At 68.4% G+C, this 15635-nt stretch carries 14 protein-coding genes and 4 pseudogenes; 10 read left to right on the top strand and 8 right to left on the bottom strand.

What is annotated here, in order from left to right:
* Positions 1-42: 42 nt before the first annotated feature.
* From ACL02O_RS30255 to ACL02O_RS30270, 4 genes and pseudogenes are all read right to left on the bottom strand, one after another.
* The gene (locus ACL02O_RS30255) at positions 43-522 is read right to left on the bottom strand and encodes a DUF6262 family protein (RefSeq protein WP_412821590.1); all 480 of its coding nucleotides are present in this window, start codon (positions 520-522) and stop codon (positions 43-45) included.
* Positions 512-2797: a tyrosine-type recombinase/integrase gene (locus ACL02O_RS30260; RefSeq protein WP_412821591.1), complete on the bottom strand. Its 2286-nt coding sequence runs from the start codon at positions 2795-2797 to the stop codon at positions 512-514. The genes ACL02O_RS30255 and ACL02O_RS30260 overlap by 11 nt, the downstream gene beginning before the upstream one ends.
* Entirely contained in the window at positions 2794-3882 is a 1089-nt protein-coding gene (locus tag ACL02O_RS30265) for a tyrosine-type recombinase/integrase (RefSeq protein WP_412821592.1), read from the bottom strand. Before ACL02O_RS30265 ends, ACL02O_RS30260 begins: the two co-directional genes overlap by 4 nt.
* Before the next feature lie 143 nt (positions 3883-4025).
* Positions 4026-4217, bottom strand: a pseudogene (locus ACL02O_RS30270) (ATP-dependent DNA ligase); the annotation flags it as partial.
* 363 nt (positions 4218-4580) lie between these two features.
* Between ACL02O_RS30270 and ACL02O_RS30275 the strand changes: the two are divergent.
* The 9 genes from ACL02O_RS30275 to ACL02O_RS30315 all read left to right on the top strand — a co-directional run bounded on the left by ACL02O_RS30275 (position 4581) and on the right by ACL02O_RS30315 (position 12010).
* Complete coding sequence (locus ACL02O_RS30275) at positions 4581-4742, top strand: hypothetical protein (RefSeq protein ID WP_412821593.1); 162 nt, start codon at positions 4581-4583, stop codon at positions 4740-4742.
* Between the two features lie 57 nt (positions 4743-4799).
* Positions 4800-5045 carry a hypothetical protein gene (locus ACL02O_RS30280; protein WP_412821594.1) on the top strand — a complete coding sequence of 82 codons (246 nt, stop codon included), beginning with the start codon at positions 4800-4802 and terminating at the stop codon, positions 5043-5045.
* A 111-nt stretch (positions 5046-5156) separates the two neighbouring features.
* The gene (locus ACL02O_RS30285; RefSeq protein WP_412821595.1) at positions 5157-5354 is read left to right on the top strand and encodes a hypothetical protein; all 198 of its coding nucleotides are present in this window, start codon (positions 5157-5159) and stop codon (positions 5352-5354) included.
* A 76-nt stretch (positions 5355-5430) separates the two neighbouring features.
* Positions 5431-5649, top strand: a complete 219-nt coding sequence (locus tag ACL02O_RS30290) for a hypothetical protein (protein WP_412821596.1) — start codon at positions 5431-5433, stop codon at positions 5647-5649.
* Between the two features lie 442 nt (positions 5650-6091).
* Positions 6092-7195: a cyclase family protein gene (locus ACL02O_RS30295; RefSeq protein WP_412821597.1), complete on the top strand. Its 1104-nt coding sequence runs from the start codon at positions 6092-6094 to the stop codon at positions 7193-7195.
* A 777-nt stretch (positions 7196-7972) separates the two neighbouring features.
* On the top strand, positions 7973-8302 hold the full coding sequence (locus tag ACL02O_RS30300) for an ArsR/SmtB family transcription factor (protein WP_412821598.1): 330 nt from the start codon (positions 7973-7975) through the stop codon (positions 8300-8302).
* Positions 8302-9036 (top strand): cation transporter, encoded by a 735-nt coding sequence (locus tag ACL02O_RS30305; protein ID WP_412821599.1) that lies wholly within the window; start codon positions 8302-8304, stop codon positions 9034-9036. The genes ACL02O_RS30300 and ACL02O_RS30305 overlap by 1 nt, the downstream gene beginning before the upstream one ends.
* A 666-nt stretch (positions 9037-9702) precedes the next feature.
* Positions 9703-11499 (top strand): helicase-associated domain-containing protein, encoded by a 1797-nt coding sequence (locus ACL02O_RS30310; protein ID WP_412821600.1) that lies wholly within the window; start codon positions 9703-9705, stop codon positions 11497-11499.
* Between the two features lie 16 nt (positions 11500-11515).
* Positions 11516-12010 (top strand): DUF6933 domain-containing protein, encoded by a 495-nt coding sequence (locus ACL02O_RS30315; protein WP_412821601.1) that lies wholly within the window; start codon positions 11516-11518, stop codon positions 12008-12010.
* Positions 12011-12233: 223 nt separating this feature from the next.
* On the opposite strand, the gene ACL02O_RS30320 is transcribed toward ACL02O_RS30315, so the two are convergent.
* Positions 12234-12467, bottom strand: a complete 234-nt coding sequence (locus ACL02O_RS30320) for a hypothetical protein (protein ID WP_412821602.1) — start codon at positions 12465-12467, stop codon at positions 12234-12236.
* Between the two features lie 97 nt (positions 12468-12564).
* A pseudogene (locus ACL02O_RS30325) lies at positions 12565-13556 on the bottom strand (replication initiator); the annotation flags it as partial.
* A 233-nt stretch (positions 13557-13789) separates the two neighbouring features.
* Here ACL02O_RS30325 and ACL02O_RS30330 point away from each other — a divergent pair.
* Positions 13790-14368 carry an NADPH-dependent FMN reductase gene (locus ACL02O_RS30330; RefSeq protein ID WP_412821603.1) on the top strand — a complete coding sequence of 193 codons (579 nt, stop codon included), beginning with the start codon at positions 13790-13792 and terminating at the stop codon, positions 14366-14368.
* A gap of 550 nt (positions 14369-14918) precedes the next feature.
* Here the strand turns inward: ACL02O_RS30330 and ACL02O_RS30335 are convergent.
* Positions 14919-15244 (bottom strand): annotated as a pseudogene (locus ACL02O_RS30335) (helix-turn-helix domain-containing protein); the annotation flags it as partial.
* Positions 15245-15300: 56 nt separating this feature from the next.
* Positions 15301-15566 (bottom strand): annotated as a pseudogene (locus ACL02O_RS30340) (helix-turn-helix domain-containing protein); the annotation flags it as partial.
* Between the last annotated feature and the right edge of the window lie 69 nt (positions 15567-15635).

Raw genomic sequence — 15635 nt, forward strand, 5'->3', positions numbered from 1 at the left:
CATCGGCAGATCCGTGCAACTGCGCCGGGCAAGCGGCCTCAATCAGTGTTCACGCAGCGTGACTTGGCGCTGTGTTGATATCGCAACCTCAGCCACGGACTGGCTATGGGTCGCTTGAGAACCGGCGTCGACCGGTCGTCCCGCGCGGCTGTCGCGTAGCGCGCCATGGGCGGCAGCAAGCTGTTCTCGGAGCTCGAACACTTGCCGGGTGAGCTCTTGGTTGCGGCGGTGCGCCGCCTCAAGGCGGCGGATCAGGCTGGCTTCGCTCGTGCGCTGGCGGGTGGGGACGGCGACGCCGGTGGAACGGTTGTTGGTATCGCGTAGGCGATCGACTGCTGCTCGGACGTCAGGCTGGCTGTATAGCCAGGCCCGGCTGACCTTCGCGGCCGCGGCGACCTTGGCGTAGGTGACGGGTTCGCCGGTGGTTTCGAACTGGCGCAGTGCTGTGCGGGCGCGGGCGAGGGCTTGCTCGTGTCGTCGGCGCGCTGCCGCGATGAGTCGATCTGACGCGTCAGCTGGCATCGCGGTGCGCTCCGCCCGTAGCGATTGCCTGCTTGATCTGCGCGATGCGCGCGTCGAGTTGATCGAGTACGAGCCGGTTCTGGTCGGCCAGCTTGGTCTGCCCTCGGGCCTCGAGTTGGGCGATGAGCGTCAGCGTGCGTTGGCGGTGCGCCTCGTGCGCGGGCAGGTCTTCGCTGGTGGTGATGAAGACGGGGCAGGTCAGGCACTTGTTGGAGTGGTCGCAGGTCTGCTGGCGCGGAAGTCCGCAGTGCCCGTTCGGTAGGGCGGTGCGTGATCGGTTTGCCCACTCCACATCGGCCGGTAGCAGGTGCTGCAGATCGTCGTCGTTGTCGCGGGCGGCGTCCCATTCGGCGCGGATGGTGGTGTCCAGCAGCCGGGCGTAGTGGGACGCCATCTCGAGGCTGGCGTGGTCGAGCAGCTGTTTGACGACTTCGAGGCGGACGCCGCCGTTGACCAGGGTGCTGGCGAAGGTGTGCCGCCACTGGTGGGCGGTGATGTGGGCGGGACGTCCGGCTTCGTCGGTGATCCCGCACTGCGCGACCCACGCCTGCAGCTGCAGGTTGTAGGTGCTTCGTTTGAACGGGAGTAGTCCGTGGGGGTTCAGGTGGTTCGCGGGCACCAACCGCAATCCGTCAACGGGCAGGGTCCGGGGAGCTGGCTGACTGAGGTATGCCGCAGTCTCCGCCGGGTACTGCTCGCGCACCCTGGCCTGTTGTTCACGGATTTTGTCGAGCGTCGCCGCGCTGATGGGGACGTAGGCTTCGCGGCGCATCTTGTGGTTCCAGTACCGGACGTACGGGTTGTCGTCACGATCGCGGACAATCGGGTCGTAGCCGAGCGCGCAGGCGTCACCGACGCGCAGCCCGGTGGCCAGCATCAGCTCGGTCAGGAACCGGCCGTCGGGTTGGGGCCAGCGGGGCAGGTGCGCGCGGACCTGGGTCATGACGTGAGCGTTCAAGCCGCGGGCGCGCAGCGGGATCGTTCGCGGGTAGTCCGAGGCGTAGATGACGGCGTTGCGGGGCAGCTCGGGCGCCCAGTCCTCGTGGTCCTGCAACGCCCGGAGGAAGACCGCCAGGGCGCTGATGCTGTCGCGGATGGTGGCGCTGCTGCCGAGCTGCGGTTGCTGGTGCAGCCAGGCGATGTGCTGCTCCAGTACTGGGCGGGTGAGCTGGCGGATCGAGTAGCGCGCTTGCCCGGTCGCGGTCAGGAAGGCCGAGAGCCGGCGCAGCGCCAGCAGATCGGCCGACACGGTGTTGATCGACTTCTCCTCGACGGTCAGCCGCCAGTGCAGCCACCGCTTCGCGCAGTCGACGAGCCAGCGCCGCTGGATGTCGGTGAAGTTGAGTTGCCGGGACGCGGCGGCGGGGATGTAGCCGAGGCGGCGCAACTGCCACACGTCGCGGGGATACTCCCGCTCCCAGCCCGACCCTTCGATGAGGTCGGTGAGCTGCTCGACAGCGAAGCTGAGAAACGCGGCGGCGTTCTTGAACTGGTTCGGGTCGTTCAAGTAGTTCCGGAAGATGGCGGTCCAGGAGGCGCGGTCGTGTTCGAGCAGGGTCGTCGCGCCTCGCCGCACAAGCATCCGCACGGTCTGGCTGCAGCTGTGGGAGCTGGGCGGGAACCCGAGTTCATGGTTGCGTTTCAGCGCGTACTGCAGCTCAAGTTTCAGCTGGCCGGGCAGCCGGCGGAAGTCCCAGCAGGGGTCGCCGTAGTTCATGACCTCTGCCTCGAACTCCTCGTGCGTTGGCTCGCCGCGGGCGCGCCACCGCCGGTGATGCACACGGCAGTAGAGCGAGCCGCCCTCCGCGGCCAGCTCACAGTTCGGTAGCCGGCAGGTGGACTGCGGGCCGTCGATAACGACCACGGTGGTAAGCCATGTGGCGATCGGCGGGCGTTTTGCCGCCTTCCACTGACGTGAGTGCGCCGGGCAGAGGTCGTCCTGAGCGCGGCCGCGCCGGCAGGCTGGCACGAGGCAGTTGGGAAGGATGTGGTGGTCGCGTAACGCCGATTCGGTCGTTGTGAGGAAGACGTCGAGCTGAGGGCGGCCGAGTCTGTGCCAGCGCAGGGCGTGGCCGTTGCACATGCCGTTGTCGATGGCCTCCCGCCGGCAGCGGCTTACGGCGCATACCGCCTCCATGTGTTGCGGCCGGACGTAGATCAGCGGCTCCCGGCGCCACTCCGATCGAACCGCCTCCTCGAGCAGCGCTCGCGCCCGCGTCACACGCTCGGGCAGCGGTTCGCCGGTCGGTGCACCGACCAGGTCGTGTCGGTTCACGACGTCTCCGTCTCGCCCAACAGGCCGGCGTGGTGCAGCTCGTGGCGCACGTCTTCGATCGTTAGGTGCGCGTAGGTGTCGATGGTGGTGGACACCGAGGCGTGCCCGAGCAGCTTCTGCACGATCTCTGCCTTCACACCGGCGCGCAGCAGCCGGGTGGCGTAGGTGTGCCGGAACGTTTGAGGAGTCGCAACGACACCGGTCGCACGCGACAGGCGGGTGAACAGGTCCGCGACGGCGCTGTAGGTCAGCGGTCGGCCGACCGGCCGCGACCACAGCCCGACGAAGACGTGGTCGCTGTCCAGGTCGCCGTACTCGCGATGCAGGTACTCGGCGTGCAGCAGGAACCAGCCCGAGCCGACCGGTATCTGCCGCTCCCAAGTCTTGGCGCGAGCGCCGTTGGCGTTGTCGCGGGCACGGACGTCCACCACGCCGTCGGCAGTACGGATGTCCTCATGCCGCAGCCCCAACGCCTCCCCGATACGCAAGCCGGCTTCATTCAGCAGCGTGACCAGCACCCGGTCACGCAGATGCGTGCAACCGCCGATGAAGGATGCAACCTCTGCCTCGGTCAGTGCGCGCGGTGCTCGCATCGGCTCCCGCAGCCGCAGGTCGCTGCGCATCGGTCGGGACCGCCGCACATGCGTCAGAAACGGCCGGAAGGTACTGCGAGTCGTGCCCACCGGACGGGCAGCGCCACGGATGACCGAGGCCATCGTCACGCCGTGCCGGGCGTGGAACTCATAGAAGCTGGTGACCGCAGCCAGCTTGCGATTGATAGTCGACTCGGTGCACGCCGACTCCACCGATGGCAGGACGGCGATCTCGCCCGCACGCGCCGCCGGCGGCAATCTCAACCAGGGCTTGAACCCGGCCAGTTCGTCGTAACGCAGCTGCGCCCAGTCCAGCCCGCGCGATGTCAGGTACGCGAAGTAGTCCTTCAGGTCGAACGCGTACGCGCGGACCGTGTTCGGTGATCTGCGCTGGTCAGCCAGATGAGAGAGGAACGATTCCACCGGCGGGACTGGCAGATGGTCCTCGCCGAGCAACGTCCAGGAAGCCTCTGAACCGGCCTGCGACACCACTCGTTGAACCCGCACCCAGCTTCTCCCGCCGTCATGGACACAGCGAGGCTGCGGTGCCCACGACAAAGGATGAAGCAGCTCAGACGGCCCGTCGCGGACAAAATGTCCGACGAACCCCGACTAGAGATAACACCGTCGAGCACGACGCCCGGCGGGATGGCCGCGCGGATCGCGCGGGTGATGTCCGGGAAATAGGTGGTCAGGTTCCGGCCGGCCCGCGACTGCAGGTACACGCCGTCGGGTTCGCGGAAGGCGATCGCCCGCCACCCGTCCCACTTCGGCTCGTGCACCAGACCGGGGCCCTCGGGCACCGCGTCGACCGGCGCCGCGAGCATCGGCGCGACCGGCCGGCGCAGCACCGGGTTCGCCACCGGGTCGGCCTGCGGGCGGGCGGGGTTCACCGCCAGCCCCGCGCGCGCCGACCGTGAACACGTCTCATCACCCGCCCCCACGTCATCGTGGGCCGTAGGCCGCCGGTCTCGGGCGAAGATCCGTGACAACAAATCCACCAGCAGCGCGGCAGCAGTCGGTGCGACCGGCAGCGGCGGATCAGGCAGTTTGGTCGCATCCCTCGGCAGCCCGTCCGGCCGCCTGCACCCCGACGCCCGCCCACCTGCACCTGGGTGGGACCCGAGTCGGCAAGCGTGCCCGTGCTCCTGGGCGAAGAGTTGCTTGGAAATTCGGTCTTGATCAGGGTCTTGTCCACAGGCACGCTGCACTGGTGGCGATCGAACACCACCGGCACGTTCCGGCGCGACGACGACGTCACCGACCTCGCCGGCTACCTCCGCGAGTACCAGCCCGGTGGCTACTGCGTGGCTCGGGTCAACGAGGTGAGCGCCACCGGTGCGGCGGCATGAGCTTCGCGGTCCTCGTCGACGACGAGAGCGGGTGCGCACAGACCCGCTGCTTGGCCCGTGGTGACCATGCCTTGGTCGCGGACAAGCGCCGACTACTGGCAGGACGCCGACCCCGATGAGTGCGTATGCCCGTGCGGCGGCGAAGCCTTCCAGGTCGCGGTCGGGTTCGCGCTGCGCGCCGACGGTGAGGTCCGGTGGGTCAGCATCGGGATGCGCTGCACCCGGGATGGTGTCCTCGGCGTCTACGCCGACTGGAAGATCGACTACTCCCCTACGGATCACCTCCTGATCGGTGCGGCATGATCGCCAAGCCTCGTCTGCGCCCTTGGACGCGAGTGGGAGTCGTCAGCGCATGTCGTGACGCTGGCGAGCGGTAAGCCAGACCGGTCGTCGCCGATTACGTACGGTCGGGGAATGGACGTGCTGCTGCGCGGCGGGCCGGGCGACGGCCAGGTGGTGCCCGGCGGCGGGCAGACCGTGGTGTGGGGGGCGTGCCTGTACGAGATCACATCCGAGCGCGGTCTTCGACAGGGGCGTGATCTGCGCGTGTACCGCCACCGTCCCGACTGCTGCAAGCCCTACGGCCGGGGGGCCGAGGACCGCTGCGAGTGACATATCCCCCGTCGGATCCGCCGGCTTATCCCCCGCCTCACCAAACACCAGCCTCGAACATGCGTTCGATCGTCTGGTGCAGGAGGTGGTCCGACGGTACTGGAACGGGGTCTGGGGACGCTTGAGGCGCCGGGACGTGTGGCTGGTGCGCCAGACGCGCTGGACGGTCGTCGCCCGCGCCGGGGACACCGAGACTGGCAAGGTCCCGCGCTGGGAGTTCGAGACGGAGCCGGAGGCCGTGCACATGGTTGAGCGCCTACTGCGCGCCGACACCGCCGGGCAGTGGCGGGAGTAGGACGGGGCCGGGCCGCCGGAGTGACCGCGAGGCCGGCGGCCCAAGAGTGACCACTACTTCTACAGGACGCGTACCGATAAGAGTCATTTTGGGAAGATCTCGCTGGCGGAAGAAGCGCCGCCGCCCGACGCAGGATATCGCTCCTGCTCCAGCAGCTTTTTACGTCTGCGCAGCTCCCGCGACTCCGGCGACTCACTGCTGGTGACCCGGGACGAACCCCGTCCTCGATGTCGGCGAGCTTCAGCCAGCGGTGCAGGGACACCTCGAAGGTCCTGAAGTCCTTCGCGGGTCTACCTCAACGGCATCTCGCCCTTACGAGCCATCGCGGCCACATCGCGGCGGAACTCTGGCCCGACTCGGCTCAAATTAGTGCGCACCTTGCGCGATCGCGGCGCCGGGCGGTGCGGAGTTCGTCGGGTAGTAGGTCGGTGGCGGTGATGGTGTGGTTGCCGGCCTGAATTTCGATGATGCGGTAGCGGCCGGCGGTGCGGACGAGTCGTCTGATCGATTGGTCATTGCGGTCTTCGATCCTGCGGCGGGATACCCTGCCTGCGGTGCCTCGAACCGCGTGACCGGAGGAGTCGATGCTGGGATGACGGCAGGGCGACCGATGCCCACACAGGACGACGTGCTCGGGTACTTCAACACGCTGTCGAACTGGGGACGGTGGGGCGACGAAGACGAGCTCGGAACTCTGAACCACATCACCGACGACGTCCGGCTGGCGGCGGCGCGGGCCGTGCGCCACGGCAGGAGCGTGTCCTGCGCATGGGAGGTTGCCGCACCGGAAGACATGGAGCGGTCGACGACGACGTGCCCGTGCGCTGCCGACATGCCGGGTGCCGAGAACATGCCGCCTGGCTTCCACGCCGACCGGCGCTGGGGCTTTTCGTCCGAGCGGCTCGGCATCACGTTCCACGGCAACACCCTTACCCACGTCGACTCGCCGTGCCACATCTTCTGGGACGGCACGATGTACAACGGGCGGTCGCACTCGTTGGTCGACGCCGCAACGGGATCGGCGTGGGCGGCCGTCACGGCGGCGGCAAACGGGATCATCACGCGTGGTGTCCTGCTGGACATTGCGAGGGTCCGCGGTGTGCCGTGGTTGGAACCGGGGCAGGGTGTGTTTCCCGACGATCTCGAGGAGGCCGAGCGCCGCCAGGGTGTACGGGTGCGAGCCGGCGATGCGGTACTCCTGCGGACCGGCTATGGCCGCGTCCGGCATGAGGCCGGTGGGGCCAGCGGTTTCACGCAGGCCGGCTGGCACGCGTCCTGCCTGCCGTGGCTACATGAACGCGACGTCGCGCTGATCGGCGCTGACACCCCCCAGGACGTTCAGCCGTCGGGGTACGAAGACGTGTTGATGCCGGTTCACGCCGTGAGCCTCGTCGCGATGGGTCTGTGGCTGCTCGACAACTGCGACCTGGAGGTGTGCGCGACAACGGCTGCCGAGCTCGGCCAGTGGGACTTCCACCTCGCAGTCGCGCCAGTCCGCTTCGCCGGTACGTCCGGCAGCCCGGCCAACCCGATCGCCACATTCTGACCGCGGTTCACGAGGGGCGCGATGGAACGGCCCGACCCGCACCTGGAGGGCGGTCGTGGTCGGTGAGGACACGCCGTGCTGGTCGGGAACCAGGCGGCACGAGCATCTCAAGGCGTGCGCGGCGCAGGCCACGGCGAGGTGCTGCCGCCACGATTCCTTCGCAAACCTCGGCAGGGCCAGCACCAACTGACCGAACACCGCGTCTCGGCCCACCGCCTGCTCGAACCCGAGCACCCGGTAGGCATGGATCAGGACATCCACCAGACGCCCCATCCGCGCCGCGTGATCGGCAGCGGGCCACCCTGGTGCGACGGGAGTTGAGCCGGGTGACGTGCAGCGAGCAGCCGAGGGTTGCGATCGGGACCGAGGCCCCGCCGCCGAGCAGCTTCCGTCGCACCTGGTGTCATTCGGCGGTGTCGAGGCGTACGCCCTGCGTGCCATTGATCCGTTGGGTACGCGGTCCATGCTCCGCGCCTACGCGACGATCACCTCCGCCGATCCGCACCACCAGCCAACCGGTCCGCGTGACGATCCCCAAGGTGTCGCCGCCTTTGAACTGGCGGAAGCGGTGATCGTGTTGGCCGCCACTGCTTCTCGACCAGGGCCGGCCCGTCACGCTCGGCCGCGAGATTTTCGAGCCGCTGCTGGCCTGATGCCGACAACAACAGAGCACCCTGAGGCGGCCGACTCCGACACCAGGTGCCTTCGATGCGGGGTGGTCGGTGAGCTCGATCCGTACCGCTAACGCCGAGTACATTGGTTACTTACTGTCACTGCGTGGAACCGTTGACGTACGGGCAGGTGCTCGCCCGGTTCGGCCATGCACTGTCTGACCCCATCCGGGCGCGGTTGCTCCTGGCACTGCGCGACGCTCCGGGCTACCCGGCGGAGCTGGCGGACCTGGTCGGCACGACACGCCAGAACCTGTCCAACCACCTGGCTTGTCTGCGCGACTGCGGTCTGGTGCTGGCGGTGCCCGAAGGCCGGCGGGCCCGCTACGAGCTGGCCGATGCCCGTCTCGCGCACGCGCTCGGTGACCTGCTGAATCTGGTCCTGTCAGTGGACCGGACCGTGTGCGCGGATGCTGACGAAATGGGCTGCAGCTGATGTCCGCCCCGTTGCTCCAGATTCAGCAGGGCGGCGTCTCAGCTCGGCGTGCGGTGCTCGCTCGGCGAGTGCGGCTACTGGTGGCCGCGACGATCACCTACAACGTGATCGAGGCGGTGGTGGCGATCACGGCCGGTGCCGCTGCCTCCTCTAATGCGCTGATCGGCTTCGGTCTCGATTCGGTCGTCGAGGTGTCGTCGGCGGCGGCGGTGGCGTGGCAGTTCGCCGGACGTGACCCCGAGGCGCGGGAGAAGGTCGCACTGCGGATCACCGCGGTGTCGTTCTTCGCGCTGGCCGCCTACATCACGGTCGAGTCGGTGCGCGCGCTCACCGGCGGTGGGGAGGCCGAGCACTCCACGGTCGGTCTGGTCCTGGCCGCCCTGTCGCTGCTCATCATGCCGGTGCTGTCCCATGCGCAGCGGCGGGCCGGGCGTGAGCTGGGTTCCCGGTCGGCGGTGGCCGACTCCAAGCAAACCCTGCTCTGCACCTACCTGTCGGCCGTGCTGCTCGTCGGGCTGGGCCTCAACAGCCTGTTCGGCTGGTCATGGGCCGATCCACTGGCCGCGCTGGTCATCGCCGCCGTGGCGACCAAAGAGGGGCGGGAGGCGTGGCGTGGCGATGCCTGCTGCACGGTGCCCGTCAGCGGCGCGAACTCACTCACCGTCGAGGCTGAGGGCACCGCCGCCTGCAGCTGCAAGCCCGGCTGCTCCTGCTGCTCAGGAGAGGCCAAGTGATCTTCGAGCGCATGCGCGAAGCGGGCGGTCGACGCCGAGCTGTTCATCGCTCGCACAGCGCCGACCCGCGACCGCCTGACGGGCAGCCGAACGCGCTCTTAGCGTCTCCCCGCTGGTGAGCCCACGACGCCCGACTGCTGCTCGCCGGTATGAGGTGCCTCAACCTCTGCGAGCTTCCTAGGACGTCAGCTCACGGAACCGGATGGTCACTCCGTCAGGTTCTGGGCCAGTCAGATGGCCTTCAGTTCGCCGATGACCGCGTCGACGGCTACCTTGTTGGTAAGGGTCGACTCCCCTGGCAGCCAGTTCCGCAGGGATCTGCTTGGCCGGCTCCCAGGCGGACTCGTCGTCCACCGCGGCCAGGAAGCCGGGCAGGTGGATGTCCCCGCCGCGGCCACCGGCTCGACCCACTCGGCGCCGACCTCTCGCCGGTCCAGCGCGAACCGCGTCCAGCGACACAACGCCTCGGGCAGAACCTCTCACTGCGCATCGTGAGCGACGTTCACTCCGACGGCCTTGCCGTCCCCGGATAGGCGCCGTCGGCGTGGCGTACAAGCCCCCTGTTCGCTGGGAGCGCAGAGTTGGGCGGCTGGCGGGGTCGTGTCACTCGGATACGGTCCGTGCGGTTGAATTCAGGGCGTCGCCGTGTGTCCTGGGAGCGCTGCCGTGAGTCCATATGACCAGCTTGCTGGCCTTGACCTGCCGACCCTTCAGGTATTGGAGGCGGCCTTGGCGCTGGGTGGCCTGGTCACCGAGGCGGAGGTGTCGGCGTTGGTCGGCGCCGACGCGATGCCGTACCTGCAGCGCGCCGCCGACGCGGGGCTGGTCGCGCGGCTGCGGGGCCGGCTCGCGGTGAACGGCATCCTGCGAGACGTGTTCGCCCGTCCGCTGGGTGTCGGCCCGTCGGTTGGTCAGCTCGCCGCCGTGTTGAACGTCGATGATCTGAAGGTTGTTGCGAGCAACCTGGGGCTGCCTACGAAGGGCCGCAAGGCGGACCTGCTGGAGGCGGTGGCGGAGTTCTTCCTCGACACGGACAACGTGAACGGTCTCGTCAAGCGGATGCCGAAAGCGACGCGGTCGGTGTTGGAGGAGGCTGACCGGGACGCTGGACGGATCCGTCGCTACGGCGGCAGCGGCATCGCACACCGAAGCCGGTATCCGAGCCGCTATCGGCAGGTGCATCCGCTGGACTGGGCCGAGGAGCACGGGCTGGTCTACCGGGTGACCTGGGAGGACTATCAGCTGGCGGGTCAGGTCGCGCTCGCTTTGCGAGGAGCGGACTACCGAGCTCCGTTCGAGCAGCAAGAACCGCCGGTTGCCTGGCACACGCCGGATCCCGCGGCGGTGCGCCGCGATGCCCAGGCGCAGGGCATCGCCGTGGTCGGGCTGTTGTCGGCGCTGCTGGACGGGGCTGGACGTGAGCCGCTGGCAACGGTCAAGGCCGGCGGTGTGGGCGTGCGCGAGCTGACTCGGACGGCGAGGACGCTTGGCGTGACGGTTTCCACCATCCGGCTGCTGCTGGCGGTCGCCGAGGAGGCCGGGCTGGCCGAACTCGACGGACGTGTGGTGCCGACGGCCGCGTACGATCGCTGGCTCAAGCTCGGTCTGGGCCGGCGGCTGGCGGTGATGCTGAAGGCGTGGCGTGACCTGGGCTATCTGCCGTCGTCGCAGACTGGGCCGTGGGCGCCGGACTACGATGAAGCATGGTCTGCGCGTGCCCGGATGGCCACGCTGCGGGCGTTGGGTGACCGGGCGACGACGGATCTCGAGCAGGTGGCGCAGTGGATGTGGTGGCGGCAGCCGCTGGCCTTCGGCGCCGCCACGACGGTGCGCGGTCTGCTGGAGGAGGCCACGACTTTGGGGGCTCTCGGCGCGGGTGCTATCAGCCCCGCCAGTCAGGCGCTGCTGGCCGGCAAGGACCTCGCCGAGGCCGTCGGCGACCTGGGTGAGGTGGCCCGCACCGCTCGGCTGCAGGCCGACCTGACCGCGGTCGTGATCGGAACACCGGGTCCGGAACTGGCGGAGCTGCTCGACGCGGTCGCCATCGTGGAGTCCCGCGGTACGGCGACGACCTGGCGGTTCAGCCCAGCGACGGTACGCGGCGCGTACGACGCAGGCTGGACCGAGCAACGTCTGACGAAAGCTCTGACGAAGATCGCCGAAGGCGGACTGCCGCAACCGCTGCTCTACCTGCTGGCCGACGTCGCCCGCCAGCACGGGTCGGTACGGGTCGCGCCCGCGGCCAGCACCCTGGTCAGCGACGACACCGCGCTGCTGGCTCAGATCTGCGCCGACAAGCGGCTGGACAAGCTCAACCTGCGTCTGCTCGCCCCAACCGTGCTGGCCAGCCAAGCTGCTACGGCTGACACGATGGCCGCCCTGCGCAAGGCCGGCTACGCGCCGCGCCAGCAAAACGCCGACGGCCGCGACGTCATCGAGCGAGCCCGCCGCCACCGCGCCTGACGGGCTGGAGGGCAACATGCTGATCGTACGCGCAACCAAGAAACTCCTCGATCACGCCAACCCGCCTCGGCCTGTAGAAGGAGACCAAGACACGACCGTGCTCGGCCCGTGGTACGCCACCGCGCTGTTCTGGCGGCCCCGGCTGGCACTGCTGGTGAACGAGCGAACCCTGCTACCGGTCCTGCTGCCCCTGGCACCAGCACGCAGCCTTCCCGCCCGCATCTCCGACGAGATCGCGACGATGCTCGACGCCCACCAGGTGCCCAAAGCCTTCATCGCCGACGAGCTACGAAACATGCAGGACTGCCGCTTCGCCACGACGGCCAGCCGCAGCGTCGTCGGGATCATGAACGAATTCACCAAGCTCGCCGAGATCTACACCGACTCAGCCCGCCCCAACCTCATCGCACTGTCGCTGCGGCTGGCCACGACGCCTTGCAGCCCCCTGTACGCCAAGAACGTCAGCCCTGACCGCGAACTGGCAGCACTGGTACGCTCCACCACCGCCTGATCAAGGCCGCGACGGGTCGCCGCCACAACCAACCCCAGCTCGCAGAGCGTCAAGACCACCAGCAACGTGCCCGACGCCGCCCAGAGGATGGTGGTTGGGGAGCCGTGGCAACAAGGCGGGTCGTTTGCTGCGAGGTAAATGGGCATCCACGTTGGATGTTCGACACGAACCGATGGCCAGCCCGGGCTGCGCGTCCACGGCGCCATCCAGCTCAACAGATGAATCAGTAGTCCGGTTCGCCGCCAGCGCCGAGCCGGGCCGCTGCCTCGGCGGGCGTGTCGTCGTAGCCTGGCCGGGCCATGAGCACCGATTGGAAGAAGTGGCCCTGCTCCTCGTCCAGGTCGTCGTCCCCAGCAAACGGCCGCCATAGCGCGAGGTACAGCTGTCGCGCGGTGAACCCGTCATCGTCCTCGTTCGGCGCGATGTCGACATGGCGACCGGCTGCAGCGCTACCCATCCGCAGGCAATCCAGGCCGGCAGCGGTCCCTCGGTTACTGGCGTCGCTGCACTTCCTTGCTGTACGGGCGATCAGCCGGGCGGAGACATCTGGCCGGATACCTGTGTTCGGTGCGTCGCCAGATGACGCGGGCGTCGCGGAGGATGCGGAAGGTGACGGAGTAGCGGCGGCTTTTGGTGAGGAAGTGGCTGCCGAAGCCGAGCATGTGCGCCCAGCGTCGGAGCTGTTGCCAGTCGCGGTGGCCGCCGAGGGTCCAGCAGGCGTCTACGAGGCGTTCGGCGTGGGTGCCGTGCTCGTTGGCGTAGAGGTCGATGACGTCGCCGTCGAGGCTTTGCGAGACGTGGCCGGTGGCTTCGGTGCTCTTGGTGGCGAACTTGGCGAGGTAGCCGGCGGCGCGGCTGTCGGTGACTTCCCCGTCGGCGCTGATCGCGCGCACGTCGATGCCCTTGTCCGGGTCGCCCCAGGTGATGCGCCAGCCGTCAGGCTTGGCGGGCGGGTGGTGACGGCGACCGTGGCGGCGGCGTGCTTGATGGCGGCGATGAGGTCGTCGACGGTCAGGGCGGCCGGGGGCGCGACGATGGCGTCGGGGTCGGTGTCGACGCCGTCGAGGCGGACGATGCCGTGGTAGTGCACGACGGCGCGGCGTTGCATCGCCGCGACCTTGCCGAACGACGGCTTGACCGGGGGCACCCGGCGGACGTTCCCACTCTCGGTGATCTGGATGACCGGGGGCAGGCCGAGTTCCCGGGCCGGGCGTTGAGGTGGCGAGTGATGGCGGTGGTGGTGCGGCGCCACAGCTCGGGGGCGGAGTGGTTCCACACGACCTGGGCGTCGTAGTCGTAGCAGTCCAGGCAAAACGGCTGACCCAGCCGGGGATCGTCGGCCTCATGACGGGCCCAGCTGACGGTGGGCTGGCCGTGCTCACACGGCCGGGCGGTCGGGTCCGTGGAGCGGCGGGGGGCAGGGCTCGGCGCGGCAGTCGCAGCGGCGGCGGGTGCCGCAGGTGTGGCGCTTCGCGACCCGGGTGTGCACGGTGCCGAACGACGGGGCGGTGAAGGTCGGGAACACGGCCGGATGGCCGGCGACCGTGGCGGATCCCCTCGTCGGGCACCACAAGGGCTACCAGCCTCGGAGCCGACACGCTCAGGGTGGGCGGGAATGCCGGCGTGCGGGGCGAGGCAGTCCCAGGAGCCCTGGAGGATGCCTCCCGCAGGCGTCGCCCACGAAATGTGTCGAACATGGCACGCGCGCACGCATCCTGGTCCAGGCTTGAACACGGGCACTAGGGACCGGACCGAGCCATCTCTGATGGAGGCAAACAAATGCGTGCGTACAAGGTCGGCTACTTCGTTGGAAGCCTCTCGTCTACGTCCGTCAACCGGGAACTCTCGAAAGCCCTGCTTCGCCTGGCGCCCGAGGACCTAGAGTTCGCCGAGATTCCGATCGGGAACCTGCCGCTGTACAGCCCGGACTACGACGCGAGCTACCCCCCAGAAGCTACCGCGCTCAAAGACGCGATTCGCCAGGTCGACGCGGTACTGTTTGTCACCCCCGAATACAACCGGTCCATCCCAGGCGCGTTGAAGAACGCCATCGACTGGGCCTCCCGGCCGTGGGGTAAGAATTCGTTCGACCACATTCCCGCAGGAGTGATCGGGGCATCCATCGGGCAGATCGGCACAGCCGTAGCCCAACAAAGCCTGCGCGCCGTGCTCAGTTTTTGCAACGCCCGGCAGATGACCGCCCCCGAGGCATACATGCAATACACGCCGCAGATCTTCCCGGGCGACGGTGAGGTCACCGACGAGTCCACAAAGGCTTTCCTAACTGGCTACATGGCAGAGTTCCGGGATCACGTCGTTCGGGTCCTGACCGTATTGCCTCGTGAGGCCGCCCGTTAGTTAGGTGCCCTCGCAACGGAGTAGGAACGGGAGCGCGGCTGCCGACGCCGTCGGTGAGCCGGTCGGCCTCGATTGATGCGATCGTAGCGGCGACGTTGTAACCGCGCAGGTGTCAACAGCGGCCTGTCGCACGGCATCGACGGGTCCCTTCCGCGCTCGGCAACCAGGTGGGACGACCACTTACCACCCTGATCAATCCGATTCCCAAGCTGGCGGTGCGGGTTCGGTTCCCGTCACCTGCTTCATACGAAGGTCCCCGGCCAGAACATGCGTCCCAGCCAGGGCCTTCGTCAGGAGACCGTACTAAGCCCGAAAGCAGCGTGTTTATGGCCGTACGTGAAGATTCTCCTCCGCATGATGACGAGGAGGTTGCCGGGCCCTGTGAGCGGTTAGCGGACGTTGAGCAGGCTAGCCACCGATCTGACCAGCAACCTGTTCTCCTGGTCCGGCCGCCCGACGCCCCGGAGCTGCCGCTAGAGGCCGCCCCGACACCGGAGCCAGTTCGAGGACCAAACCTCTCCAGCGGAGGCCCGGGTCGCTCGCCAACCTGGCCCGCTGCCAAGGTGTTGAGGCGCCGACCAATCGCCTCCGACGTAGGTGCGTGTTCGCCAGCAGCCGATTCAGTTCCCCTTCGACGTACCGCTGCACCTGTGCATGGACTCGCCCGGCGTGGGTGTGGTCCAACTCCCGGAACATGGCCAGAGCCTCCTCAGCGGAGACAAGATCCTCTTCGCCAACCTGATCAGACGCGCCGGGGCGTCCGGCCCCGGACGGGCGGGGCCCCGGAGAGTTCAGCCAGTCCACGGGGGCGGCGCGGTCCAGGACGCCTGGCTGACATAGAACCCGGATGGCCATGTCAGCCAGCCCTGACATCTCCACCGAGTGGGCCGGCACCATGCTGCTGACGCCGATGGAGCCGTTCGGCGCAGCCGTCAGCTTGCCCGCTTCGTCTCGAGGAGCGGCAACAGACGCGCCAAAGCGCCTCCGGCCGCCAACGCCTTGTCGCAGGCCCCGACGAACTCTCGAGAGGAAACTGGTCCGCTGTCTCGACCCGACGTACCAGGTCGACGCGGTATCGGATCATCGCGCCCAGTCGCGCCTGCGATAGGCTGGCGCGCTCCCGCAGCCGACGAAGCTAGGCACCGAAGTAGTGACGTTCGGACTGGAACGGCTCGAGCGCCCGCGGGGTCTGACCCATGACACCGCCTTCTCAGGCATTCGGGTGGCATTGAACCGTCGCCCGTCCGTGTAACGCGGGTCGCTCGAC

The organism is Micromonospora mangrovicola, assembly GCF_047200535.1.
GTDB lineage: Bacteria > Actinomycetota > Actinomycetes > Mycobacteriales > Micromonosporaceae > Micromonospora.

What these genes read in the sequence shown, in the direction of transcription:
- ACL02O_RS30255 (WP_412821590.1), bottom strand. Translation starts at nt 522, where the DNA reads ATGCCAGCTGACGCGTCAGATCGACTCATCGCGGCAGCGCGCCGACGA.
- ACL02O_RS30285 (WP_412821595.1), top strand. Translation starts at nt 5,157, where the DNA reads ATGGACGTGCTGCTGCGCGGCGGGCCGGGCGACGGCCAGGTGGTGCCC.
- ACL02O_RS30305 (WP_412821599.1), top strand. Translation starts at nt 8,302, where the DNA reads ATGTCCGCCCCGTTGCTCCAGATTCAGCAGGGCGGCGTCTCAGCTCGG.
- ACL02O_RS30320 (WP_412821602.1), bottom strand. Translation starts at nt 12,467, where the DNA reads ATGGGTAGCGCTGCAGCCGGTCGCCATGTCGACATCGCGCCGAACGAG.
- ACL02O_RS30315 (WP_412821601.1), top strand. Translation starts at nt 11,516, where the DNA reads ATGCTGATCGTACGCGCAACCAAGAAACTCCTCGATCACGCCAACCCG.
- ACL02O_RS30330 (WP_412821603.1), top strand. Translation starts at nt 13,790, where the DNA reads ATGCGTGCGTACAAGGTCGGCTACTTCGTTGGAAGCCTCTCGTCTACG.